The 22,173-nt window shown below is 58.3% G+C and carries 19 protein-coding genes and 1 tRNA gene; 8 read left to right on the forward strand and 12 right to left on the reverse strand.

Going from position 1 to position 22,173, the window contains the following annotated elements:
• Positions 1 to 26 precede the first annotated feature (26 nt).
• From ACB032_RS15685 to ACB032_RS15695, 3 genes are all read right to left on the reverse strand, one after another.
• On the reverse strand, positions 27 to 626 hold the full coding sequence (locus tag ACB032_RS15685; protein WP_371138277.1) for a hypothetical protein: 600 nt from the start codon (positions 624 to 626) through the stop codon (positions 27 to 29).
• Between the two features lie 134 nt (positions 627 to 760).
• On the reverse strand, positions 761 to 2,131 hold the full coding sequence (locus ACB032_RS15690; RefSeq protein ID WP_371138278.1) for a phosphatidylserine decarboxylase family protein: 1,371 nt from the start codon (positions 2,129 to 2,131) through the stop codon (positions 761 to 763).
• A 292-nt stretch (positions 2,132 to 2,423) separates the two neighbouring features.
• Positions 2,424 to 2,500 (reverse strand) — tRNA-Trp (locus ACB032_RS15695).
• 208 nt (positions 2,501 to 2,708) lie between these two features.
• Between ACB032_RS15695 and ACB032_RS15700 the strand changes: the two genes are divergently transcribed.
• The 5 genes from ACB032_RS15700 to ACB032_RS15720 all read left to right on the forward strand — a co-directional run bounded on the left by ACB032_RS15700 (position 2,709) and on the right by ACB032_RS15720 (position 5,636).
• Positions 2,709 to 3,251, forward strand: a complete 543-nt coding sequence (locus ACB032_RS15700; RefSeq protein WP_371138279.1) for a hypothetical protein — start codon at positions 2,709 to 2,711, stop codon at positions 3,249 to 3,251.
• A gap of 99 nt (positions 3,252 to 3,350) precedes the next feature.
• The gene (locus ACB032_RS15705) at positions 3,351 to 3,545 is read left to right on the forward strand and encodes a hypothetical protein (protein ID WP_123785055.1); all 195 of its coding nucleotides are present in this window, start codon (positions 3,351 to 3,353) and stop codon (positions 3,543 to 3,545) included.
• Positions 3,526 to 4,446, forward strand: a complete 921-nt coding sequence (pyrB, locus tag ACB032_RS15710; protein ID WP_371138280.1) for an aspartate carbamoyltransferase — start codon at positions 3,526 to 3,528, stop codon at positions 4,444 to 4,446. The genes ACB032_RS15705 and pyrB overlap by 20 nt, the downstream gene beginning before the upstream one ends.
• Positions 4,447 to 4,462: 16 nt before the next feature.
• The gene (pyrI, locus tag ACB032_RS15715; RefSeq protein WP_011707750.1) at positions 4,463 to 4,927 is read left to right on the forward strand and encodes an aspartate carbamoyltransferase regulatory subunit; all 465 of its coding nucleotides are present in this window, start codon (positions 4,463 to 4,465) and stop codon (positions 4,925 to 4,927) included.
• A 217-nt stretch (positions 4,928 to 5,144) separates the two neighbouring features.
• On the forward strand, positions 5,145 to 5,636 hold the full coding sequence (locus ACB032_RS15720) for an arginine repressor (RefSeq protein ID WP_016352302.1): 492 nt from the start codon (positions 5,145 to 5,147) through the stop codon (positions 5,634 to 5,636).
• 177 nt (positions 5,637 to 5,813) lie between these two features.
• Here the strand turns inward: ACB032_RS15720 and ACB032_RS15725 are convergent, their stop codons facing one another.
• From ACB032_RS15725 to arcA, 4 genes are all read right to left on the reverse strand, one after another.
• Entirely contained in the window at positions 5,814 to 7,217 is a 1,404-nt protein-coding gene (locus tag ACB032_RS15725; RefSeq protein ID WP_011707752.1) for a YfcC family protein, read from the reverse strand.
• 123 nt (positions 7,218 to 7,340) lie between these two features.
• On the reverse strand, positions 7,341 to 8,345 hold the full coding sequence (argF, locus tag ACB032_RS15730; protein ID WP_017409770.1) for an ornithine carbamoyltransferase: 1,005 nt from the start codon (positions 8,343 to 8,345) through the stop codon (positions 7,341 to 7,343).
• Between the two features lie 77 nt (positions 8,346 to 8,422).
• Positions 8,423 to 9,349 (reverse strand): carbamate kinase, encoded by a 927-nt coding sequence (arcC, locus tag ACB032_RS15735; protein ID WP_073352119.1) that lies wholly within the window; start codon positions 9,347 to 9,349, stop codon positions 8,423 to 8,425.
• Positions 9,350 to 9,412: 63 nt separating this feature from the next.
• A complete protein-coding gene (gene arcA, locus ACB032_RS15740) occupies positions 9,413 to 10,633 on the reverse strand; it encodes an arginine deiminase (protein ID WP_011707755.1) in 1,221 nt (406 codons plus the stop codon).
• A 745-nt stretch (positions 10,634 to 11,378) separates the two neighbouring features.
• Here arcA and ACB032_RS15745 point away from each other — a divergent pair.
• The 3 genes from ACB032_RS15745 to ACB032_RS15755 all read left to right on the forward strand — a co-directional run bounded on the left by ACB032_RS15745 (position 11,379) and on the right by ACB032_RS15755 (position 12,673).
• A complete protein-coding gene (locus ACB032_RS15745; protein WP_017409769.1) occupies positions 11,379 to 11,555 on the forward strand; it encodes a hypothetical protein in 177 nt (58 codons plus the stop codon).
• A 100-nt stretch (positions 11,556 to 11,655) separates the two neighbouring features.
• Positions 11,656 to 12,303 (forward strand): AAA family ATPase, encoded by a 648-nt coding sequence (locus ACB032_RS15750; RefSeq protein WP_011707757.1) that lies wholly within the window; start codon positions 11,656 to 11,658, stop codon positions 12,301 to 12,303.
• A 1-nt stretch (position 12,304) separates the two neighbouring features.
• Complete coding sequence (locus ACB032_RS15755) at positions 12,305 to 12,673, forward strand: CopG family transcriptional regulator (RefSeq protein WP_011707758.1); 369 nt, start codon at positions 12,305 to 12,307, stop codon at positions 12,671 to 12,673.
• A gap of 600 nt (positions 12,674 to 13,273) precedes the next feature.
• On the opposite strand, the gene ACB032_RS15760 is transcribed toward ACB032_RS15755, so the two are convergent.
• The 5 genes from ACB032_RS15760 to ACB032_RS15780 form a co-directional block, all read right to left on the reverse strand.
• Positions 13,274 to 15,007 carry a methyl-accepting chemotaxis protein gene (locus tag ACB032_RS15760; protein ID WP_371138281.1) on the reverse strand — a complete coding sequence of 578 codons (1,734 nt, stop codon included), beginning with the start codon at positions 15,005 to 15,007 and terminating at the stop codon, positions 13,274 to 13,276.
• A 51-nt stretch (positions 15,008 to 15,058) separates the two neighbouring features.
• The gene (mglC, locus tag ACB032_RS15765; protein ID WP_011707760.1) at positions 15,059 to 16,069 is read right to left on the reverse strand and encodes a galactose/methyl galactoside ABC transporter permease MglC; all 1,011 of its coding nucleotides are present in this window, start codon (positions 16,067 to 16,069) and stop codon (positions 15,059 to 15,061) included.
• 16 nt (positions 16,070 to 16,085) lie between these two features.
• Positions 16,086 to 17,606, reverse strand: coding sequence for a galactose/methyl galactoside ABC transporter ATP-binding protein MglA (gene mglA, locus ACB032_RS15770; protein WP_011707761.1), 1,521 nt, complete (start codon positions 17,604 to 17,606; stop codon positions 16,086 to 16,088).
• 54 nt (positions 17,607 to 17,660) lie between these two features.
• A complete protein-coding gene (gene mglB, locus ACB032_RS15775) occupies positions 17,661 to 18,647 on the reverse strand; it encodes a galactose/glucose ABC transporter substrate-binding protein MglB (protein ID WP_011707762.1) in 987 nt (328 codons plus the stop codon).
• Positions 18,648 to 18,881: 234 nt separating this feature from the next.
• Positions 18,882 to 21,959, reverse strand: a complete 3,078-nt coding sequence (locus ACB032_RS15780) for a beta-galactosidase (RefSeq protein WP_371138282.1) — start codon at positions 21,957 to 21,959, stop codon at positions 18,882 to 18,884.
• Positions 21,960 to 22,173 lie beyond the last annotated feature (214 nt).

Consider the following 22,173-nt stretch of genomic DNA (forward strand, 5'->3'; position numbering starts at 1 on the left):
CAGGGTGATACTGATAATAAACTGGTTTATTTTTGTTCACTCTTTTCGGTTAAGGCTTTCAGCTTTCTAATCATATTAGCCCCAATGCCATTTCTATATACGCGGCCATCTGAGACTGGCAGTGTATTTTCACCATTTTGCAACATCAACTTGTACCTAATCCCAAATGCTAACTGCCTTGTTTCTGTAAGCAACTCAATCAAGGTCGCACTGCTTAAGCCGTGCTTGGGATGGGTTTCCCTTCCCACATAAACTGATTTATCTGCATGTGCCAACACAAGATTCCTGTAATCCTCTATGTTGATAGACTCCTTGATTTCCCTTATCACGTCCCTATGTATATTGAGTTCATCATCCAATAAATGCGCATAGGAATTAACCAAGTTACATAAACTGAAATATTCATATTTGATTTTTTTATATTTATAGCATTGGCCATCATATAGTACGCGAGCTATTGACATCAAAATGTCATCATGCAAAGAACGCTGAATTATTTGGATTCCTTGTGGGGATAGTTTATTAAGAACGTTTATTGTTTCATCACTACCATAAAGTTCATCATAAAAATGAACCAGTGTTTTCACTCTATCCAATTCAATAATAAACCTGTCCAAATCAGTCATGCTAAATTAATCTCATCTGGTTTCAATTCCAAACGACAATACAAGCGATGCTTTTAAGAAACAAGTAAACGGATATCACAAGTAAATAGTAAAAGGCCGCCTCTAGGGCGGCCTTTTACTATTCAGTGACGGTACTACTTAACCCGGGCGATGGCGTTATTGAGCCGCATATTGGTCGCATCCAGCCCGGGGGTCTGACCATGGAAGTCGAACTCCAGCCTGACGCCGGGGCGGAACAGCAGGCAGTGGGTGGAGCCGCCGAAGTGGAACATGCCGAGCGGATCCCCCTTCTGCACCCGATCCCCCGCCTGCACCGTGATCTCGCAGCTCGACACCTCGGCCATCCCCACCGGCACCACGCACATCAGACCGATTCTGGGGTTGTCGGCCTCGATGAAGATGAGTGCCCGGGTCGCCACCGAGGTGAGGAACGGCTGGGAATTGTTGGGGGCGCTGGGATCCGCCCCCTGCGGGTCGGCAAAGCCTTCGAACTGGTTTTCCAGATAGTAGGTGCCGTTGACGATGCGCACCTTGCGGATGGTGCCGCTCACCGGGCTGTGCCAGCGGTGGTAACTGAGCGCACTGAGGAAGGCCTGGTAGACGGTGCCGCCTTCGAAACGGGGCGCCAGATCGTCAAAATCGAGCATGTTGTCCAGCGAATAGGGCTGCCCCTTGAGCCAGAACTGATCGCTGCGGCTCACCTCCTTGCGTACCTGCAGTGGCGCCGACTCGCAGGCGTTGACGATGACACTGTCATCCGTCGGCGCAGATACCGGCCGCACCCCGGCCCGAAAACGGCGGGTGAAGAAGTCGTCCCAGCAGCTGAACCCGTGGTATTCGGCCGCCGGCTCGCACTCGAAGATCTGCTCGAAGCTGCCCGGCGTGGGGTTGGGCCCCTCCCCGACCGCCTCGTTCGCCACCTTGACCATCTCGGCCTTGGCCACCTTGCCGAGCCAGGGCACCACCAGGGTCTCCTGATCCAGCCGGCTGACCGGTTCATTCAACACATAGCGAGACGCCGGGCTTTGCAGGAACCGGGCCCAGTAGTCGAGGATCTTCTTGAACTGCTGGTTGATCAGGGCGTTGGCAAAGAAGTGATAGCCGGACTGGGTGGCCATGGGCCAGTCGAGCAGGGCATTGATGGGAAAGCCGATGAGACCTGATGGCTCGTGGCTGGGGATGTCCTGATACGCCTCGGGCGCCGTGGTCATGATGCCGTTGAGCAGCCCCAGGAACTCCTCGAACGAGCGTACCTCCGGCTGACCGAGCGGGGTCAGGTGCTTGTGGCGCCAGGCTTCCTTGAACATGGCTTCGGCCTGGGTATGCAGCGCAGGGTCGGCATGGACCAGATCCCGCAGCTCGGCGATGGGTGGCACCAGCGCCCGCGGCTGCTGGGTCACGTAGTGCTTGATCCGCCGGATCCAGCGCTCGATATGGGCGCCATCACGGGGGATCCAGCCACCGGGACGGGACTTGTTCAATCGGGTTTCCACTGCCTTGTTCATGGTTCGCTCTCCTCAGCTGATGTTCACGCCCACAATCCACGGCTTGAGCATTGAGTGCCGGCCTGCCAACGGCATGCCAGGGTACCGACCCTGTTATGTAGCACAGGGAGCGCAGCGGGACGATTGCCAGAAACGACAGGGCAAACCGGCGCAACAACGACTAGCGGTCGGGACGAACGAGTACAACGGGAGGGAACGCCCTGCTACAGCAGGCGGGACAAGGGACGGTGGGAAAAAACGGGAGGCCCGGAAAAGCGAAAAGCCAGCTCAATGAGCTGGCTTCTCTAAAAAATGGCAGGGGCGGCAGGACTCGAACCCGCAACCATCGGTTTTGGAGACCGCTGTTCTACCAATTGGAACTACGCCCCTGCAACAAACGAGGCGAATTATACAAAGCCGGGATCAAAGGTAAAGGCTTTTTTCTCACTTTCGGTGCGATTGCACAAAGGACGAGCAGATCTGGTTACTTTTTGCAGCCAAAGGGGGTAACTCGCTGTATTTACAGCCTTGTTTGGGTAGGAAAGCAGCGGCAATGGGGGTAGGGTGAAGAGGTGGCCAGGCAATGAGGAGGCTGCTCATGCTCAATTATCGGTTACTTCAACAACTTGCACCGCTCAACTTCCGGGATGAGAGCAAAACCGAGGGCCTGCCGGACTATCTGGCACGGGTCGCCCCGCTGGTGCCCTTCATTCCCGACAATGTGCTCTCCCAGTGGATTTACCGCCATTGGCGCGGTTTTGAATCCAACTGGAGCTTTATCGATCTCGCCCACCACCAGTTCGAGTGTGAAAGCTGGCCCACCGCCAGGATCATCGAGCAGACCGGCTCCCGCCATATGGAGGTGGTCGAACGCTGGGGCGAGATGCTGAGACACAACCGTTACGTCCGTCGATCCTGGCTCGGGGAGTACATGCTGAGCCAGGGTACCTGGTCCGAACCCATCATAGTGCTGGCATCGGCAGCAGGCAGCAGCTACCCGGACGGTCACCCGCTGCCACAACCCTATTGTCTGCTGGAGGGGCACCACAGACTCGCCTATCTGCGCAGCATGGCCGAAGATGCGCAGCCCTTGCAGGCCGAACACCAGGTGTGGGTTTGCCGGCCAGTTCACGACAGTTAAACGTTTTTCAGTGCAAATCTTGCCTTTGAAATAAATTTTTGACAATTCAAAATGCGACTCTATAATCTGTCCGGTTTGAAAAAAGGTCAGGACAGGACGATGCAGTTTTTGCTGAAAAAAACAGCCTTGCAGACGGGTGGAGCGCACCAGAGCGGCCCCGTTGTTTCCGGTTCCCGACCCACAGATCCCCAATTGTTTTTAAAAAAAGCCCCTGTTTCAGGGGCTTTTTTTTGTGCCCGAAAAACCTTCATTGATGTCAAAGGGAATGCAGACGATGACCAATCCACTCTATAAGAAACATGTCATCTCCATTTCGGACCTGACCCGGCCCGACATGGAACTGGTGGTCGCAACCGCACAGCGGTTGAAGACCGAGCCCGACACCCGCTTGCTGAAAGACAAGCTGGTTGCCAGCTGCTTCTTCGAAGCTTCCACCCGTACCCGCCTGTCGTTCGAGACCGCGGTCCAGCGCCTGGGCGGCAACATCATCGGCTTCGCCGACGGTGGCAACACCAGCGCCAAGAAGGGCGAGACCCTGGCCGACTCCATCAAGATCATCGGCTCCTACACCGATGCGGTAGTGATGCGTCACCCGAAAGAGGGCGCCGCCCGCCTCGCTTCCGAATTCTCCCGGGTACCGGTCATCAACGGCGGTGACGGTTCCAACCAGCATCCGACCCAGACCCTGCTCGACCTCTTCTCCATCCACGAGACGCAGGGCAAGCTGGACGGCCTCAATGTCGCCTTCGTCGGTGACCTCAAGTACGGCCGCACCGTGCACTCGCTGGCCCAGGCCCTCAGCCTGTTCAACTGCCGCTTCTTCTTCATCTCGCCGGAAGCGCTGGCGATGCCGGACTACATCTGCGAGGAGCTGGAAGAGAAGGGCATCCAGTTCAGCGTGCACGAGACCATGGAAGAGGTGATGCCGGAGCTCGACATCCTCTACATGACCCGGGTCCAGAAAGAGCGCTTCGACGAGACCGAATACAAGCACATGGCCGCCAAGTTCGTGCTGGAAGTGGCCACCCTGGAAGGCGCCAAGCCCACCATGAAGATCCTGCACCCCCTGCCCCGCGTCGACGAGATCGACGTCGCGGTCGACAAGACGCCCCACGCCTACTACTTCCAGCAGGCGGAGAACGGGGTTTATGCACGCCAGGCGCTGCTGGCTCTGGTACTGAACGAAACCGTCTAAGGGAAAGGGGTATATCATGTCCGAGAAGAACCAACTGCAAGTCGAAGCCATCCGTCACGGCTCCGTCATCGACCACGTCCCCGCCGGCCAGGGCATCAAGATCCTCAAGCTGTTCCAGCTGATCGAGACCCAGGAGCGCATCACCGTCGGTTTCAACCTGAAATCCGGCGCGCTGGGCAAGAAGGATCTCATCAAGATCGAGAACACCCGCCTGACCGAGCAGCAGGCCAACCAGCTGGCACTGTTCGCCCCCAAGGCGACCGTCAACATCATCGAAGACTTCGCCGTGGTGAAGAAACACCAGCTGGAGCTGCCGGAGTTCATCGCCGGGGTGTTCCACTGCCCCAACTCCAACTGCATCTCCCACAACGAGCCGGTGGACAGCTACTTCCGGGTGCGGGAGGTGAAAGGCGTGGTGCGGATGAAGTGCAAGTACTGCGAGAAGTCCTTCACCCAGGACATCGTCAGCGAACGCTACTGATAGCCAGACTCAAAAGATATCCAGGTGGGCCCCAAGGGGCCCATTTTTGACCCCTGTCACATCACCAAATAACCAGTTGGTTATAATTTGCCATCCAAACAGAGCTATTCCCGCTCATTTCCTGCCAGTGCATTGATTGCCAGTATTTTTTGCTGATATTCAGCGAATGCGGCAGATATCGAGCGTTTACCGTCGGTCATCATCAAAGGAATTCGCCGTGGTCAAAACCCTCAGTCGTCCCGTGGAACAAGAGCCCGATCTGGCCCAGCTGGATGCCTGTCGCCAGATCATCGGCCAGCATTGCTACAGCACCCAGGAGGAGATCCGGCGCGAGCTGTCGGAGCGCGGTTTCGCCGACATCAGCCAGTCCACCATCTCCCGTCTGCTGCGCCGGCTCGGCGTGGCCAAGGCCCAGAACGCCAACGGCAAGAAGGTCTACACCCTGGTGGACGAGCAGCTGGAGCCCGCCGGCAGTACCCGCTCAATCCACGACATGGTGCGCGAAGTGGTGCACAACCAGCAGATGGTGCTGATCCACACCACCCCGGGTGCCGCCACCGTGGTGGCCCGCCTGCTGGATCGCAACGCCAATCCCGAGATCATGGGCGCCGTCGCCGGCAACGACGTGGTGCTGGTTGCCCCGCGCCACATCAGCCGTACCCGTCAGGCCCACGCTGCCGTGGTGCGCACCCTGGCCCAAGCCCGCTAAGCCCTCTCCCATGAAGAGATCGAGGCGACCAGAAGGTCGCCTTTTTGTTGCAGCTGATCTTCGCCAAGGCAGTTCATCCTCATCCGTTCTCCCCTCCCCACGACTTGAGTCGTCATGAGTCAGCCATAAAAAACGGGAGCCAGTGGCTCCCGTTTTCAGCTTTCTCTTCGTGGTGGATCAGAGCACTGCACCCAGGCTCAGGCAGACCACGATCAGCACGGTCAGCAGGCCGAGCAGCGGGGCCACCCATTTCAGCCAGCGTACATAAGGCACCTTGGCAATCGCCAGACCCCCCATGACCACGGCGGAGGTCGGGGTCACCAGGTTCACCAGGCCGGAGGCGGACTGATAGGCGGTGACCACCAGCTCGCGGCCCACATTGGCGAAGTCGGCCAGCGGCGCCATGATCGGCATGGTCAGCACGGCTAGGCCGGAGGAGGACGGCACCAGGAAGGAGAGCACCACTTCCAGCACGAACATCACGTTGATGAACACCACGGTGGAGAGGCCGGTCACGATCCCTTCTGCGCTGTGCAGTATGGTGTGAGTGATCATGCCGTTGTCCATCACCACCACGATACCGCGGGCGATACCGATGATGAGGGCGACGCCGAGCAGGTCACGAGCACCGTCGATGAAGTTGGAGGTCAGTTCCTCTTCGCTCATGCGGGAGATGACACCGACTATGATGGCAGCGGCCAGGAACACACCGGAGATCTGCGCCATCCACCAGCCCAGCACGGCCACCCCGTAGATCATCACGGCGAAGGCGGCGACGAAGATACCCAGCACGATTTTACGGGTCAGGGTGAACTCCAGCATCTGGTCGCTCTTGTTGCCGAGGAAGTGGGCGCGGTTCTCTTCCCACTTGTCAGCCACCAGGGATTTGCTCGGGTCGTTGCGCACCATCTTGGCGTAACGCATCACATAGGCCACGCACAGCAGCCAGCCGGCAACCAGCATGGCGACGCGCAACCAGATGCCGTCGGTGAAGGAGATACCGGCCGCGTTGGCGGCAATCACGGTGGCGAACGGGTTGATGGTGGAACCCAGGGTACCGATACCGGCCCCCAGCAACACGGTTGCGGCAGCCACGACCGGGTCGAAGCGAGCGGCCATCATCACCGGCACCAGCAGGGTGTAGAACGGCAGCGACTCTTCGGCCATGCCGTAGATGGTGCCGCCCGCGGCGAACAGCGCCATCAGGATCGGGATCATCCACTCTTCCCGGCCGCGCAGACGGTCGGTTACACGCTCGATACCGGCATCGATGGCACCGGTCTTGGTCACAATGCCAAGAAAACCACCGATGATCAGGATGAACAGGGAGACGTCGATGGCGCCTGCCTGATAGGTGTCATGGTTATAAAGACCGTCGATAGGTGCCAGCAGCACGTCGACGATCCCCTGGGGATTACCCTCCACCAGTTTGTAGGTACCAGCCACCGGCACTTCCTTGCCGAGGGCTTCGTTCATGGTCATTTCATATTTGCCGGCCGGCACTATCCAGCTCAGGGCGGCCACCAGGGCGATCAGCACGAACAGTATCGTGTAGGCTGACGGGAACTTGAATTTGGTCATGGTCCAGCTTCCTTCTGTGGGTGTGGTATCCATGCAGGCTGCGGGTCGTAGGGTTAGAGGTATTATGCCGCTGTCACATGGTCGAAAAGCCGGGGGTCACCCCCCGGCACCACTACTGCGACCTTAGTCGCCCAGCGTAGCAACCATCACTGCCTTGATGGTGTGCATCCGGTTTTCGGCCTCGTCGAACACGATGCTGTGCTCGGATTCGAACACGTCCTCGGTCACTTCCAGGCCTTTCATGCCATATTTGTCAGCCACTTCCTTGCCCATGGTGGTCTCATCGTTGTGGAACGCCGGCAGGCAGTGCATGAACTTCACATCCGGGTTCTTGGTGGCGTTGATGACATCCATGTTGACCTGATACGGGGTCATCAGTTTGACGCGTTGATCCCAGGCTTCTTTTGCTTCACCCATGGAAACCCAGACGTCGGTGTAGAGGAAGTCGGTACCCAGCACACCCTCTTTGACGTCTTCGGTCAGGGTGATGCGTGCGCCGGTCTCTTCGGCGATCAGGCGGCACTTGGCAACCAGCTCTTCTTCCGGCCAGAAGGCTTTCGGCGCAACCAGGCGGATGTCCATGCCCATCTTGGCGGCACCGACCATCAGGGAGTTGCCCATGTTGTTGCGGGCATCACCCAGGTAGGCGAACTTGATTTGATCCAGACGTTTGCCCTTGCCGTGCTCCAGCATGGTCATGAAGTCGGCCAGGATCTGGGTCGGGTGGAATTCGTTGGTCAGGCCGTTCCAGACCGGTACACCGGCGTAGGCACCCAGCTCTTCCACGATCTCCTGACCGTAGCCACGGTACTCGATGCCGTCATACATGCGACCCAGTACCCGGGCGGTGTCCTTCATGGACTCCTTGTGACCGATCTGGGAACCGCTTGGGCCGAGGTAGGAGACTTGCGCGCCCTGGTCGAAGGCCGCCACTTCAAACGCACAACGGGTGCGGGTGGAGGTCTTCTCGAAAATCAGGGCAATGTTTTTGCCGGTCAGGTGTTTACGCTCATAGCCACCGTATTTGGCTTTCTTCAGGTCGATGGCCAGATCGATCATGTATTGGATTTCGCGCGGGGTGAAGTCCAGCAGTTTCAGGAAGTTACGGTTACGCAGATTAAAAGCCATGATGAGTTCTCTCTATATTTGTTCAGACCAATTTAGGCAGTAGTGTTGACTACGCATTCTTCAGTACAGATTTGTAACTATGCATTCACGGTACGGGTGGCGACTATATTGGTACCGGCTTCGCCCTTGAGGATGGCCAGGCCATCTTCCAGCGAACCGATGCCGACCATGCCGCCGGTAGCTTTGACAAATTCACAGGAGGCTTCGACTTTCGGCCCCATGGAGCCGGCATCGAACTTGACCCCGGCCAGCTCGTCCGGGCTGGTGATCCGCAGCGGACGCTGGGTCGGTTTGCCCCAGTCGAGATAGACGGCATCAGCATCGGTCAGGATCAGCAGGGCGTCGGCCTTGATCTGCTTGGCCAGGTAGGCGGCTGACATGTCCTTGTCGATGACGGCTTCGATGCCGGTCAGGCTCTGGCCATCCCAGGTCACCGGAATGCCACCACCACCGGTACAGATGATGAGGTGACCCTGGGCGATCAGGGTTTCGATGGCGTCGCCTTCGACGATGCGCTGGGGCAGCGGGGACGGCACTACACGGCGGAAGAACTTGCCGTCAGCCTTGACCACCCAGTGCTTCTCGGTCGCCAGGGTGCGGGCTTCCGCTTCTTCGTAGACGGGGCCGATAAATTTGGTCGGATTGGCAAACGCCGGATCCTTGGGATCAACCTGCACCTGGGTCAGCAGCGCGGTGACGTTGCGGCTCGGCATCAGGTTTTTCAGCTCCTGGATCAGCATGTAGCCGATCATGCCTTGAGACTCGGCACCCAGCACATCCAGCGGATAGGGGGATACCTTGGTGTAGGCACTGTTTTGCAGGGCCAGCAGACCGACTTGTGGGCCGTTGCCATGCACCAGCACCACGTTGTACTCCTGAGCGATCAGGGCGATGGTCTTGGCCGCGGTGGCGATGTTTTTGCGCTGGATGTCAGCTTCGAGCGGCTCGCCACGACGGAGCAAAGCATTGCCACCCAGGGCGACGACGACAGTTGGTTTTTTCATGAGTGTTACTCTCGAGTCTTGGTATCTGTGGCGCCGGCCTCTTGCCGGCGCCACGCCGTCTTGTTAGATGCCGTCGCGTTCCATCGGGCAGCTCATGCAGCGGGCGCCGCCGCGACCACGTCCCAGCTCTTCACCCGGGATGGGCAGCACTGTGATGCCTGCCTTGTCGTACTTCTCGTTGGTGTAGGTATTGCGCTCGTAACCCACCACCACGCCGGGACGCACGGTCAGCACGTTGTTGGCATCGTTCCACTGCTCGCGCTCGGCCTCGAAGGTGTCACCACCTGTGGTGATGAGCTTGAGCTGATCGACACCCAGTGCCTTCTCAATGGCGGTGACGAAGTAACCCTCTTCCTTGATGTTCATGCCGGTGGCGCCGCCCGGAGTCAGGCTCCAGCAGTTCACATCCTTGCGGATGACTTCCGGATAAACGGAGAAGGTGTCTATGTCCATGTGGGTCATGACGGTATCGAGGTGCATGCAGCTGCGGTGTTTCGGCAGTTGCATGGCGATGACCTGCTTGGCCTGGCCGTGTTTGAACAGGCCGCGCGCCAGGTGTTCGACCCCTTGCGGTGTGGTGCGCTCGGACATGCCGATGAGCACGGAACCGCGGCCGATGACCAGCACGTCACCCCCCTCGATGGTGGAGTTGTCGTAGTCGCGATCTTCATCACCGAAGTATTTGATGAAGTCCTGACCGGCGAACTGCGGGTGCCAGCGGTAGATGGCCTTCACATGGTTGGTCTCGCGACGACGGGCGGCCTTGGCCATGGGGTTGATGGAAACGCCACCATAGACCCAGCAGGAGGTGTCACGGGTAAAAAGGTGGTTGGGCAGCGGCTCGATGATGAAGTCGGTCGGGGCGTGCATGCCGACGACCATGTTGACGCCGCTGTAGGGCATCTCGGAGTAGGTCAGGCCGCCGGAAAGAATGCGGGCCAATTCACGGTGCGGCATGTCTGCCAGGAAGCAGCGCACGTCGTTGGCAAAGGAGGTGCCGAGGCGATAGTCGGAGACCTGATGTTGCAGCAGCCAGGTTTTGGCTTCCGGCACGTCCAGGGTTTCGGCCAGCAGATTGGTCAGCAGGAAAACTTCGACATTCTGATCGCGCAGTACCTGAGCGAATTTGTCGTGCTCCTGACCGGCACGTTCAACTGACAGGACGTCATCAAACAGCAGATCCTGGCAGTTGGAAGGAGTCAGACGCTTCAGACTGAGGTTGGGGCGGTGCAACATGACACGGCGCAATTGGCCAACTTCAGAACCTACATAAAATTTGCTCATGATTATATTCCGTCTAGCAGTGGTCCCTGCGAGTGATTGAATAGATTCCTTCTATTCATGCTCGTGGCTAAGGCGGGATATTCTTTATGTAGGGTAATCGGCTTGTGTTCTATCCTGCCCTTGCCTTTCGAGACCGAGGTTAGACCTGCGAATCACACCAAACTTAGACATTGATCACATTCACTTATAACTGAATAAAATCACGGTTTATTCTTTGATAGGGATAACAGAACTGACAATCTCCCATTCATTACCTTCGTTTAAATACGCACTTTTCATCGTGAATTTTTCATATTTCTTCTTATTTCATTCATCCGATATATCTACTAAGGGATATATAGAAAAACAAAAAACCTTCAATTTCATAGAGATAAAAACAAAATCAACATTCATTGAATTTAATATGCAAAAAAATGAATTTTATGAGATTTCAAAGCGGTGATACGGGGAAATAAATAGTCATTGCCTGCCTGCTCACTGAATAATCTGTTTGTTGTCCCAGATCATGGCATCTCGTCTAACCCGCTCGCGCAGGCCCGCTGCGGCGCACCTGCCGGCTCATCATTTATATGGATATGCACCCAGCCCGCATCTTGGCCGCTCATTTTTCAGGACGCCTGCCATCGGCTCTTTTCAAACTTTTTTCATTAGTTGAATTTATTTCAGCACCTTGCGTCACCAACCACCTCGGCTTAACTCAGAAAGTGATCAGGATCACACCCGTTTTATCACCAAGGAGCTAACCATGAAGATCAAATCACTGCTGTTGTTTGCAAGCCTGCTGCTGCCCATGACCCCAGCACTGGTCAGTGCAGAAGGGGCGCCGGCCATGCCGCTGGTGGTATGCCAGGTCGATAAGGCTCCCCAGATGCTGGTGCCGGCCTATGTCTGTCAGTGGTATGGCGGCAGCCAGCACTACTGAGAGTGAGAGCCCAAGAGGAGGCCACCTCCTCTTGGCTTGTCATGGCCCAACCCCCTCCTATACTCAATGCAGCTGTTTTTCATAGGGATAGGAGACGGTCATGATCCTGCTGGTCGGTGGCGAAAAAGGGGGGAGCGGCAAGAGTTGCCTGGCCCAGAATCTGGCGGTTTACCTCAGGACCCAGTTTCATGGCGAGGTGTTGCTGGTCGATTGCGATCCACAGCGCACCACCTCGGACTGGATCCAGGAGCGCAATGACAATCCGGACCTGCCCCAGATAAATTGTGTTCAGCTCTACGGCAACATCCGCAACGACCTGCTCAGCCTGAAGAACCGCTATGACTATCTCATTGTCGATTGCGGCGGCCAGGACAACCGGGCATTGCGTTCCACCATGGCAGTTGCCACCCACGCCCTGATCCCGCTGCGCCCCAAACGCCGCGACCTCAAGACCTTGCCGCACATGGAAGACCTCATCACCACCTGCAAGATGGTCAACCCCAGCCTGCGGGCGGCCGTGGTGCTGACCCAGTGCCCTGCCCTCCCCAACCAGGTGAAACGGATCCTGGAGGCCAAGGAGGTGTGCTCTTCCTTCGGTGTCGACGTACTCAACTCCATTACCTATGGCCGCAATGTCTACGACGACAGCGAGGAGAAGGGGTTGTCGGTGATGGAAATAGAACCGGATGGCAAATCGGCCGAAGAGATCCGGGCCATCGCCAAGGAGTTTCTGGAGCTGGGGGTGTGAGATGGGCCTTGCCGACCTGAAGAAGAAACACAATCTGCATCATCAGAAGAAGTTCACCATTGACGAGTTCATCGAAGATGCTGACTTCTACGCCAAGGGCAAACCCAAGGTTGTCAGCCTGGAACTGAATCTGCATCGGGAGGAAGCCCTCACTGCACTCGCCTTCATCGAGAATGGTGAACACCTGAAACCCAGCTACAAAAAAGCGACCTTTTCACTGAGTACCACTGCTATCGATGAGCTTGGCAGCCTGACCCAGCAGGATGGCATGAACAAATCTCTGTTGCTGCGTCTGTTTACCCATTACTTCTCCTCCTTGAGCCCGGAAGAGCGCCAAACCATCTATGAACGGCTGCAGGAACACAACTGACACGACGCTAGTGACACGTATTATCGCCCCCAGCTCCCCACGATCTGCTCCCCTTATCCCTTTCTGAACCCCGGTTAAACGGGGTGTGAGACATTCGCCATTCACCTCGTGAGCAAAGCGCCGAAAAATCTCTCGCGATAGTCGGAAGATAGGATCAAAAACCTGAACACAAACAAACCAAACCACTGATTTAAAATGAAATATATCGAAACAAGTTTCCTTCGTAACGAGATGCGTAAAAACGTTTTTCAATCTACCGTTGTCGTGCCCCGTGAAATCCTTATAGTTACTCCTGCACGGACGCAATGAAGTCGGTCAGGAAGACTGGCTGCCAGGGTTGGGCAAATGGACTCACCACAGGATGTGGTAAAGGACACCTCCCAGGACGGAGAAAGTGCGACGGGAAAGGATGACTCGTCAGGCCATGATGGCTAAAGGACACCCCAAAGGATTGGGAAGGGGAAACCTAAAGGAAGAGGTATAGTCAGGGATTGCAGGGAGCAACTTCGTTCAAGGACATGAGCGATAAGACTATCGGGGGCGACGCAAGTCGCCCCCATCTTTTTTGGCCATTTTTCTTAGGCGGCCAGCCTCCAACATCTACTCGAGCCGGAAGTGGCCCACAATCTCCCGCAGCCTGTCATAGGTCTGCTGCATCGCGGCGGAGCTGGCTACCGTCTCCTCCCCGTTGTGAGTCAGCTGGCGGATCACCTCGGCAATTGTACTCATGTTGCGATTGATCTCTTCGGCTACCGCGCTCTGTTGTTCCGCCGCCGTGGCGATGTGGCTGATAAGATCGTTGATCTCCACCACCTCTCTCGCCATCAGATCCAGCGATTCATTGACCCGGGTGGTGTTCTCGGCGGCGCCCTGGCAACTCTGCTTGGTGTTGCCCATGGCATCCACCACCGTCTGGGTACCCCGCTGCAGACTGGCCAGCATGGTCTGGATCTCCGCCGTGCTCTGCTGGGTGCGAGCGGCGAGGGAACGCACCTCGTCGGCCACCACCGCAAAACCGCGCCCCTGTTCGCCGGCGCGGGCCGCCTCGATGGCGGCGTTGAGGGCCAGCAGGTTGGTCTGCTCGGCTATGCTGCCGATAACCCCCAGCACTGAGCCAATCTGCTGCACATCTTGCTGCATCGCCTCGATGGAGCGGGCAGTGGCCTCCACCTCGTCCACCAGCGCCATCACGCTGGCCATGGCCTGATCCACCACCTGGCGGGACTGGCTCGCCAGCTGCTGGCTCTGGCCGGTCAACTGGGCCGTGCTGGCCGCACTCTCCGATACCGAGACCGCGGTGCGGCTCATCTCGTTGATGGCGGTCACCACCTGTTCGGTCTCGCGCACATGATCCGCCAGCAGGGACTGGGCGGCGCCGGTCTGGCTGGCCAGCCCCTCGATACCGCTGTTGAGCTGGCCGCTGGCCTGCCGTACCTCGTTCATCATCTCCTGCAGTCGCTCGATAAAGCGGTTGATACCGGCTGAAATCTGGCCAAGGTCATCGGTACTGGTTACCGCCAGCCGACGGGTCAGGTCGCCGCTGCCACGGGAGAGCTCCAGCACCAGATCCCGCAGCGAAAGGATGGGACGGTAGGCAAGATTGAGCGCCAGTACGGCGAGCACCATCACCACCGCCGCCACCCCGAGCAACGCCATGATGATCTGGCCATTGAGCGCCTGGGTCATGGTGCGGATGTAGTCGAGATCGATGTAGCCAGTCAGCGTCCAGCTGCTGCCACGGATATCCAGCGGATTGGGACGAGCCTCGTTCTCTCCCTGCGGCTTGCTGCTGTAAAGCACATTGCCCTGGCCATCGGCCAGCGAGAAGTAACGCCCCTCGCCGCTCACCTTCTCCAGCAGGTTCTTGAACTCGCTCATGTCGAGGTAATAAAGGTAGGCAGAGTCGGCCCCTCGCGGCACCAGAATGGAGATGACGGGCTTGCCATCCACCTGCTGCAGCGGGCTGATGGTGATCTGGTTGTTGGCGGCGGGGATCAGCTTGCGCAGCGCATCGACCTTGGCCGTATCGTTGATGACCCCGCTCACGTCGAACGCCATGTCGCCAATAACCTTGACGATATTGTGAAAGCCGGTCTCTTCCAGCGTCTTCTTGACGTTGGTGACCCCGAAGTTGAGGTTGGCCGCCAGCAGGATTTTTTGATTGATGTCGCTGGCCAGCTTCTCTTTGACCAGAGAGATCTGCTCGTTGATGTTCTGGGTGGCCTGGGTGCGGATGTAGGCGCTGATGAAGTGATTGACGCTGAACCAGGCAGTGCCGATGGTGACCAGAATGGCCAGCAGCAGCAAGACGTAAATCTTGACCTTGAATGGCATGGGATCCCTCCAGAAGAGAGGGCTGGCACTGCCAACCCTCTCTGCCAATCGTTATTTCTTCTTGGCGTACTTCATGGAGTCCAGCGCCACCGCCAGAATGATGATGCCGCCCTTGATGATGAACTGCCAGTAAGGGCTGACCCCGATATAGGTCAAACCATAGTTGATCAATGTAAAGATGAGTACCCCGGTGATCACCCCGGCGACCGTGCCCACCCCGCCGGCAAACGACACCCCACCCACCACGCAGGCGGCGATGGCATCGAGTTCATACATGAAGCCAAGGTTGTTGGTGGCACTGCCGATCCGGCCTGCTTCCAGCATGCCACCGAAGGCGTAGAACACCCCAGCCAGCGCATAGATCATCACCAGGTTGACCGCCACGTTGACGCCCGAAACCTTGGCGGCTTCCGGGTTGCCGCCGATGGCGAAGATGTTCTTGCCAAAGCGGGTCTTGTTCCACAGCACCCAGACGAACACGCTGGCTATGGCGGCGTAGAAGGTCAGATAGGATAGCTTGAAGCCGCCCAGCTTGATGAACCCCTGCGCGAAGCTGGAGAAACGGGGGTCAAAACCGGCTACCGGCGAGGCCCCTACCGAGTCAAAGTAGAGGGAGTTGATGCCGTAGACGATGATCATGGTCCCCAGGGTGGTAATGAACGGGGTGACGTTCAGATAGGCCACGATGAGACCATTGACCAGACCAATCAAGGCCCCCACCACGCACACCAGCAGGATCACCGCCGGAATGGGTACTTCGCCCAGGCTGGGAAACACCTTGTTGACGTTCGTCAACGCCTGCAGCATGGTCGCCGCGATGAGCGCCGCCAGGCCGACCTGACGGCCGGCCGACAGATCCGTCCCCTGGGTGATGATGATGCCAGCCACCCCCAGCGCTATGATGACCCGCACCGAAGACTGGGTCAGGATGTTGCTGAAGTTGGTGAGACTCAGGAAGGAGGGTTCCTTTATCACGATGATCATGAGCAGCACCAGCAGCACCACGTAGATGCCGTTCTCCTTGAGCGCCCGCATCAGATTGAAATTTTTAGCCGACTCCATAAATGTCTTCCTGTCTCTAGAGGTACAGAGATGCCAGGCGCAGTATCTCGCTCTGGTCAGTTTCTTTGGTATTGACGATCCCGGCGACCCGGCCATTGCTCATGACCATGATGCGATCAGTGATGCCGAGCAGCTCGGGCATTTCCGACGAGATGATGATGATCCCCTTGTCCTTCTTCGCCAGCTCCAGGATGAGCTGGTAGATCTCGAACTTGGCCCCCACGTCGATGCCGCGAGTCGGTTCATCCAGCATCAGGATCTCCGGCTGGGTCAGCAGCCAGCGGCCGATGATCACCTTCTGCTGGTTGCCCCCCGAGAGGGAGCCGATCTGGGTCTGCTGGGTCGGGGTTTTGACCCGCATGGAGTCGATGACCCACTGGGTATCGCTCTTCATCTTGTTGTCGCTGAGCAGCCCCATGGAACCTTTGTAGTTGTCCATGTTGGCGATCAGGGAGTTGAAGGCGATGTCGAGACGCGAATAGATGCCGGTGGAGCGCCGCTCCTCGGTCACCAGTGCAAAGCCGTTGCGGATCGCCTCGTGGGCATTGTGGTTCGCCACCGGCTGACCGTGCAGCTTGATGATACCTTCACTGCGATCGCGGATGCCGAACAGGGTCTCGACGATGTCGGTGCGCTTGGCCCCCACCAGTCCGGCGATGCCGAGGATCTCCCCCTTGTGCAGGTTGAAGGTGATGTCCTGAATGGAGGGCTGGTTCTTCGCCGTCAGGTGCTCGACTTCGAGGATCACCTCTTTCGGCTGGTTGGTCTTCTCCGGGAAACGCTGGGTCAACTCACGGCCGACCATCATGCCGATGATCTGATCCATGGTCATGCCCTTGAGCGGCTGGGTCGCCACCCACTGGCCATCCCGCAATATGGTGATCTCGTCACACAGCTGGAAGATCTCTTCCATCTTGTGGGAGATGTAGACGATGCCGCAGCCCTTCTCCTTGAGCTTGTTGATGATCTTGAAGAGGTGGCTCACCTCTTTCTCGGTCAGCGAGGAGGTGGGCTCGTCCATGATGACGATCTTGGCGTCATAGGAGAACGCCTTGGCGATCTCGATCATCTGCATCTGGGAAACGGAGAGGGTCCCGACCTTGACCCGCGGGTCGATGTCGATGTCCAGCTCGTCGAAGATATGCTTGGTGTCCTGATACATCTTGCCGTGGTCGACGAACAGTCCCTTGGTGGGATAGCGGCCGAGCCACATGTTGTCCATCACCGAGCGTTGCAGCACCAGGTTCAACTCCTGATGCACCATGGAGACGCCATTCTCCAGCGCCTCTTTCGAGGAGGTGAAGTTGATCTCCTGCCCCTTGAAGAAGATCTTGCCCTGATCCTTCTCGTAAATGCCGAACAGGCACTTGAGCAACGTGGATTTTCCTGCCCCGTTCTCGCCCATCAACGCATGCACAGAATGAGGACGGACCCGTAAATTGACATTATCGAGTGCCTTGACGCCGGGAAAGCTTTTACTGACGTCAATCATCTCCAACAGCCATTCTGATTGTTGCTGTGTTGTCATATCAGCCATCACATCTGGTTGAAACTGAGGGCAAGGGGAGACCCCTTGCCCGGGAGGAGGGAATTATTCGAATTTGGACAGGTTGTCAGCATCGACACCAACGTAGGGAACGCGCACAACCTTGTTGACGATGTTCCACTTGGTACCTTCCCCGGCCGCTTTGCCTTCCGCCAGGTTCTTGGTCAGCTCGTAAGTCGCCTTGGCCTGGTTGGCGGCATCGTTCAGCACGGTACCGGCCATGGCACCGCTCTTGACCAGTGCCAGCGCTTCCGGCAGGGCATCAACCCCGAATACCGGGATGGCGGTCTTGCCCTGGGCCTTCAGCGACTCGACGGCACCCATCGCCATACCATCGTTGTTGGCGATGACCACTTCGATCTTGTTGGCGTTGGGGCCGGAGATCCAGGCGTCCATCTTGTCCTTGGCCATGGCGGTATCCCACATACCGGTATCCATGTGAAGCTGCTCGGTCTTGATGCCGCCGTCGTTCAGGGTCTTGATGACGTAGGTGGTACGGGCTTCCGCATCGGGGTGACCCGGCTCCCCTTTCAGCAGCACGAACTGGATGACGCCATCCTTGTTCAGATCCCAGGCCGGGTTGGCTTTCCAGTGCTTGGCGATCAGCTGACCCTGGATGATGCCTGACTCCTTGGAGTCGGTACCCACGTAGTAAGCCTTGTCATAGCTGGCGAGATCGGCAGCGCTCGGCTCCTTGTTGTAGAACACCACGGGCACATCCTCGCCACGGGCCTTCTCGATCACGACCGGGGCCGCAGCCGGGTCAACCAGGTTGATGGCCAGCGCCTTCACGCCTTTGGCCAGCAGTACGTCGACCTGATCGTTCTGCTTGGACTGGTCATTCTGGGAGTCATTCATCAGCAGCTCCACCCCCGGGTTGGCCGCAGCTTCCTTCTCGATTGCCTTACGCACTACCGCCATGAAGTTGTCGTCGTATTTGTAGACGGTCACCCCGATGCGGGTTTCGGCATGAGCGGTGGCCCCAGCCATCAGGCTCATCAATACGGCGGCAATGGTCGTGATCTTTTTCATTGTTATGCTCCGATCTCTCTATCTGTTTTTGTAGGGAATGCTGTACACCAAGTGAACTGGCGCCAGCCTAATGTAATCAGTTTGTTGTATGACAATCTGTGATCATGACAACAAAATGAAAACGTTTACACTCTGTTACATAGCAACAAATCAATTAAAAATCATGTAGTTACATTTGACTTCCGAGACTAAAGCCCTGAATGAGGCTCTTTCTTGTTAAGCAATCGCTCAGATTCAGCGTAGAACACAGTTCCAATAGTAGCCGCCCGGCTGCAACCAATATTCCGGCCGCACGCTCTGGCTCCAGGAGTCATCGCCCCCAATCCCCATATGAAAGCCATCGAGACAGAGGTGCAGCCCTCCCTCGGCCACCAAATCGGTCTGGTGGCGGGCCTGTGCCAGCTGCTGCTGACTGAAGCGGCTCAAGCTGAAATGGAACAGCCCCTCGACCTCGACAGTACCCAGCTGCAGCTGGCGGGTGTCGCAGCGCAGTCCGTTGTCGGTCGGGAACACATACGCGGTGTGCAGCGCATCGAGCGACGACTGCCAGCGACCGAGGTCGGCAGCCAACAGGCGATCCGGGTAGTTCTCGTGCGGACCGCGCCCCAGCCAACTCACCTCCTCCCCTGTCGCCAGCACCTCGTCGGTCAGCCAGAGCCGGGCGCCGATGCGTGGCAGAGAGGGCATCTCGGCCGCCACCTCCACTTCGATGGCGAGGCGCATGGCCCCATCCTGATCGAACTGGTGGCGCCAGCGGGTCAGCAGCTTGAGCGCCTCACCGACGAAGTAGCCGTGATACACCGTCACAACCCCTTGGTCAGGGCTCACTACCAGGTCGAGACAGCGATGCTGCAACTCATTGAGCCCGGCCTCCTGCCAGCGAGCGATCCAGGCGTTGGGATCGGCGTGGTCCGCCTCGCTGGTACCGATGTCGTTGTCGAGCGGCGCCCGATAGAAGTGATCGGCGATGGCCTCTTTCAGTTGCTCGCGGCCCAGCTTGCACCAGCTGTGGACGCGGCCGCTGGCCTTGTCCAGCCGCCACTCGCTGGTGGCCGCCCGGATCTGCCAGCCATCCGCCAGCTCGATGAAGGTGGCTGGCGTGCGGGCGACAGGCAGCGCCAGCGGCGCAGGCAACATGCATTGCTGGCGCGCCACCTCGTGACCGACCGCAGACCAGGGCGTGGCGGCAGGCTGCACGATGGCGAGATCCAGCAAGGCGAGCGCCCCCGGCGCAAAGGCCGGCAACCTATCCAGCAGAGTCAGCGTCACGCTTTCCTGCGGTGCCAGGGTGAGTGGGCATTCACCCTGGCTCACCACTACGCCGTCTTCGCACAGCCGCCACTGCAGCCGCTCGTTGTCCGTCTCGCGAAACAGGTATTCACTGCGGATTTCGACCGTCAGCGGTTGGCGCTCGAGCAGCCTCAACCCGAACGGCTGCTGGGCACGTTTTGCCTCAAACAGGGCGGGATGGGGGGTGCGGTCGGGGAACACCAAACCGTTGCAGCAGAACTGGCGATCATTCGGGGTATCGCCGAAATCACCGCCATAGGCCCAGAAATGGCGGCCGTCATCGGTCAGCTTGTCCAGTCCCTGATCGACCCAATCCCAGACGAAACCACCCTGCAACCGTGGATGATCGCGAAATGCCTGCCAGTAGTGGGCATAGCCCCCCAGGCTGTTGCCCATGGCGTGGGCGTATTCACACAGGATCAGCGGGCGAGTCTCTCCCGGCAGGCCGATCCACTTGGCCAGCGCCCACTTGGGCACCGCCGGGAAGGGCTGATCCTGATGGGTACGGGCATACATGGGGCAGATGATGTCGGTGGCCGGCGTATCGGCCCCACCCCCTTCGTATTGCACCGGACGGCTCGGATCCGCCCGCTTGACCCAGCCATACATGGCATCGTGGGCCGGGCCGTAGCCCGACTCGTTGCCAAGGGACCAGATGATGATGCTGGGGTGGTTGAAGTCGCGGGCCACCATGCGGGTCACCCGCTCCAGGAAGGCGTTGCTCCAGGCGGGATCCCGCGCCAGCCGCCCCATGGGGGTCATGCCGTGGGTCTCCAGGTTCGCCTCGTCCACCACATAGAGACCGAGCCGGTCGCACAGCCGATAAAGCTCGGGGTGATTGGGGTAGTGAGAGCAGCGCACCGCGTTGAAGTTGTGCCGCTTCATCAACAGCAGATCCTGCTCGATGGCTGCGGGGGTCACCACATGACCGCTGGCCGCATCGTGTTCGTGACGGTTGGCGCCGCGAATGAGCAGCGGCTGGCCGTTGACCCGCAGCAGGCCGCCACGGATCTCCACCGCCCGAAAGCCCACGTCATAGGCTTCGCTCTCGATGGGCTCCCCCTGCTCGTCCAGCAGGGTCAGGGTGAGCCGATAGAGGTGGGGGGTCTCGGCGCTCCATTTGCGCGGGGCCGCCACCTCGAGCCAGCACTCGGCGCGATCGTCATACACCCCTTTCTCGTCAATGGCTTGCGTGCCGATCGGCTGGCGCAGGGTCGCCACCCGCTCACCGCCGTCATAGAGATTGGCCGCCACCGACAGACCGGCCCCATTGGCCGCCTGCAGCGCGATCTTGAGTCGGCCATCCCGATAGCAGGCGTCCAGCTCTGGGGTGACCCGGATGTCCATCAGATGACGAGCCGGTTTGTGCAGCAGGCTGACGGAGCGGAAGATACCGCTCATGCGCCACATGTCCTGATCTTCCAGATAGGAGCCGTCGGACCAGCGCAGCACCAGCACTGCCAGCCGGTTGTCACCGCTGCAGAGGAAAGAGGTCAGGTCAAATTCGGCAGGCAGCCGGCTGTCCTGGGAGTAACCGACCCAGCGGCCGTTGCAGAAGAGGTGAAAAGCGCTGTCCACCCCGTCGAAGATGATCCGGGTCTGGCCGCTGGCGAGCCAGTCGGCCGGCACGCTGAACTCGCGGGAGTAGCAGCCGGTGGGATTCTCGGCCGGCACCCGCGGTGGATCGCACGGGAAGGGATATTTGATGTTGGTGTAGATGGGCACATCTGTCGCAGGCCGCAACCCTGGGTAGGCCGCATCCAGCTGCCAGTTGCCCGGCACCTTGATGGGACAGGCATCCGGCAGATCCTTGACCAGCCAGTGCTCCGGCACCAGCTCGGGCGCCGCGAAGAAGGAGAAACGCCACTCCCCGTCCAGCAGGGTGCGCGATGGCGAGGCGAGATCATCCCGCGCCGCGGCTTCGCTGCGCCAGCTGAACAAGGGGGTATGGGCAGGCAACCGATTCACTGCGGTAATCGCCTGGGTCTGCCAGTCCTGACGGGCCACTATCTCCCTGAGCATTCTTCTCTCTCCCTGCATGAACGCCGAAAACGTATGCAGTGTAGGGGAGTTTTGCCCGGTGATCGGCGATCTCGCTCACACAGATGTAAACGATTACACTGAATTTGTTAAGTAAAACAGGGTAAAAATGCGCTAAATGCAGGTAAAAGACCAAGGCTCCGGATCAGGCGCCGCAAAAACGGCGATCCGGAGCGACAAACAGAGGTAAATGAAA

Source organism: Aeromonas sp. S5(2024) (assembly GCF_041403025.1).
Taxonomy (GTDB): Bacteria; Pseudomonadota; Gammaproteobacteria; order Enterobacterales; family Aeromonadaceae; genus Aeromonas; species Aeromonas hydrophila.

Excerpts from the sequence above, each read along its gene's own strand:
- ACB032_RS15760 (WP_371138281.1), bottom strand. The coding sequence starts at position 15,007 with ATGCCATTCAAGGTCAAGATTTACGTCTTGCTGCTGCTGGCCATTCTG.
- ACB032_RS15685 (WP_371138277.1), bottom strand. The coding sequence starts at position 626 with ATGACTGATTTGGACAGGTTTATTATTGAATTGGATAGAGTGAAAACA.
- pyrB (WP_371138280.1), top strand. The coding sequence starts at position 3,526 with ATGACCAATCCACTCTATAAGAAACATGTCATCTCCATTTCGGACCTG.
- ACB032_RS15690 (WP_371138278.1), bottom strand. The coding sequence starts at position 2,131 with ATGAACAAGGCAGTGGAAACCCGATTGAACAAGTCCCGTCCCGGTGGC.
- ACB032_RS15705 (WP_123785055.1), top strand. The coding sequence starts at position 3,351 with ATGCAGTTTTTGCTGAAAAAAACAGCCTTGCAGACGGGTGGAGCGCAC.
- ACB032_RS15755 (WP_011707758.1), top strand. The coding sequence starts at position 12,305 with ATGGGCCTTGCCGACCTGAAGAAGAAACACAATCTGCATCATCAGAAG.
- ACB032_RS15700 (WP_371138279.1), top strand. The coding sequence starts at position 2,709 with ATGCTCAATTATCGGTTACTTCAACAACTTGCACCGCTCAACTTCCGG.
- argF (WP_017409770.1), bottom strand. The coding sequence starts at position 8,345 with ATGGCTTTTAATCTGCGTAACCGTAACTTCCTGAAACTGCTGGACTTC.
- ACB032_RS15780 (WP_371138282.1), bottom strand. The coding sequence starts at position 21,959 with ATGCTCAGGGAGATAGTGGCCCGTCAGGACTGGCAGACCCAGGCGATT.
- mglA (WP_011707761.1), bottom strand. The coding sequence starts at position 17,606 with ATGGCTGATATGACAACACAGCAACAATCAGAATGGCTGTTGGAGATG.
- ACB032_RS15750 (WP_011707757.1), top strand. The coding sequence starts at position 11,656 with ATGATCCTGCTGGTCGGTGGCGAAAAAGGGGGGAGCGGCAAGAGTTGC.
- arcC (WP_073352119.1), bottom strand. The coding sequence starts at position 9,349 with ATGAAAAAACCAACTGTCGTCGTCGCCCTGGGTGGCAATGCTTTGCTC.
- mglB (WP_011707762.1), bottom strand. The coding sequence starts at position 18,647 with ATGAAAAAGATCACGACCATTGCCGCCGTATTGATGAGCCTGATGGCT.
- ACB032_RS15725 (WP_011707752.1), bottom strand. The coding sequence starts at position 7,217 with ATGACCAAATTCAAGTTCCCGTCAGCCTACACGATACTGTTCGTGCTG.
- arcA (WP_011707755.1), bottom strand. The coding sequence starts at position 10,633 with ATGAGCAAATTTTATGTAGGTTCTGAAGTTGGCCAATTGCGCCGTGTC.
- pyrI (WP_011707750.1), top strand. The coding sequence starts at position 4,463 with ATGTCCGAGAAGAACCAACTGCAAGTCGAAGCCATCCGTCACGGCTCC.
- ACB032_RS15745 (WP_017409769.1), top strand. The coding sequence starts at position 11,379 with ATGAAGATCAAATCACTGCTGTTGTTTGCAAGCCTGCTGCTGCCCATG.
- mglC (WP_011707760.1), bottom strand. The coding sequence starts at position 16,069 with ATGGAGTCGGCTAAAAATTTCAATCTGATGCGGGCGCTCAAGGAGAAC.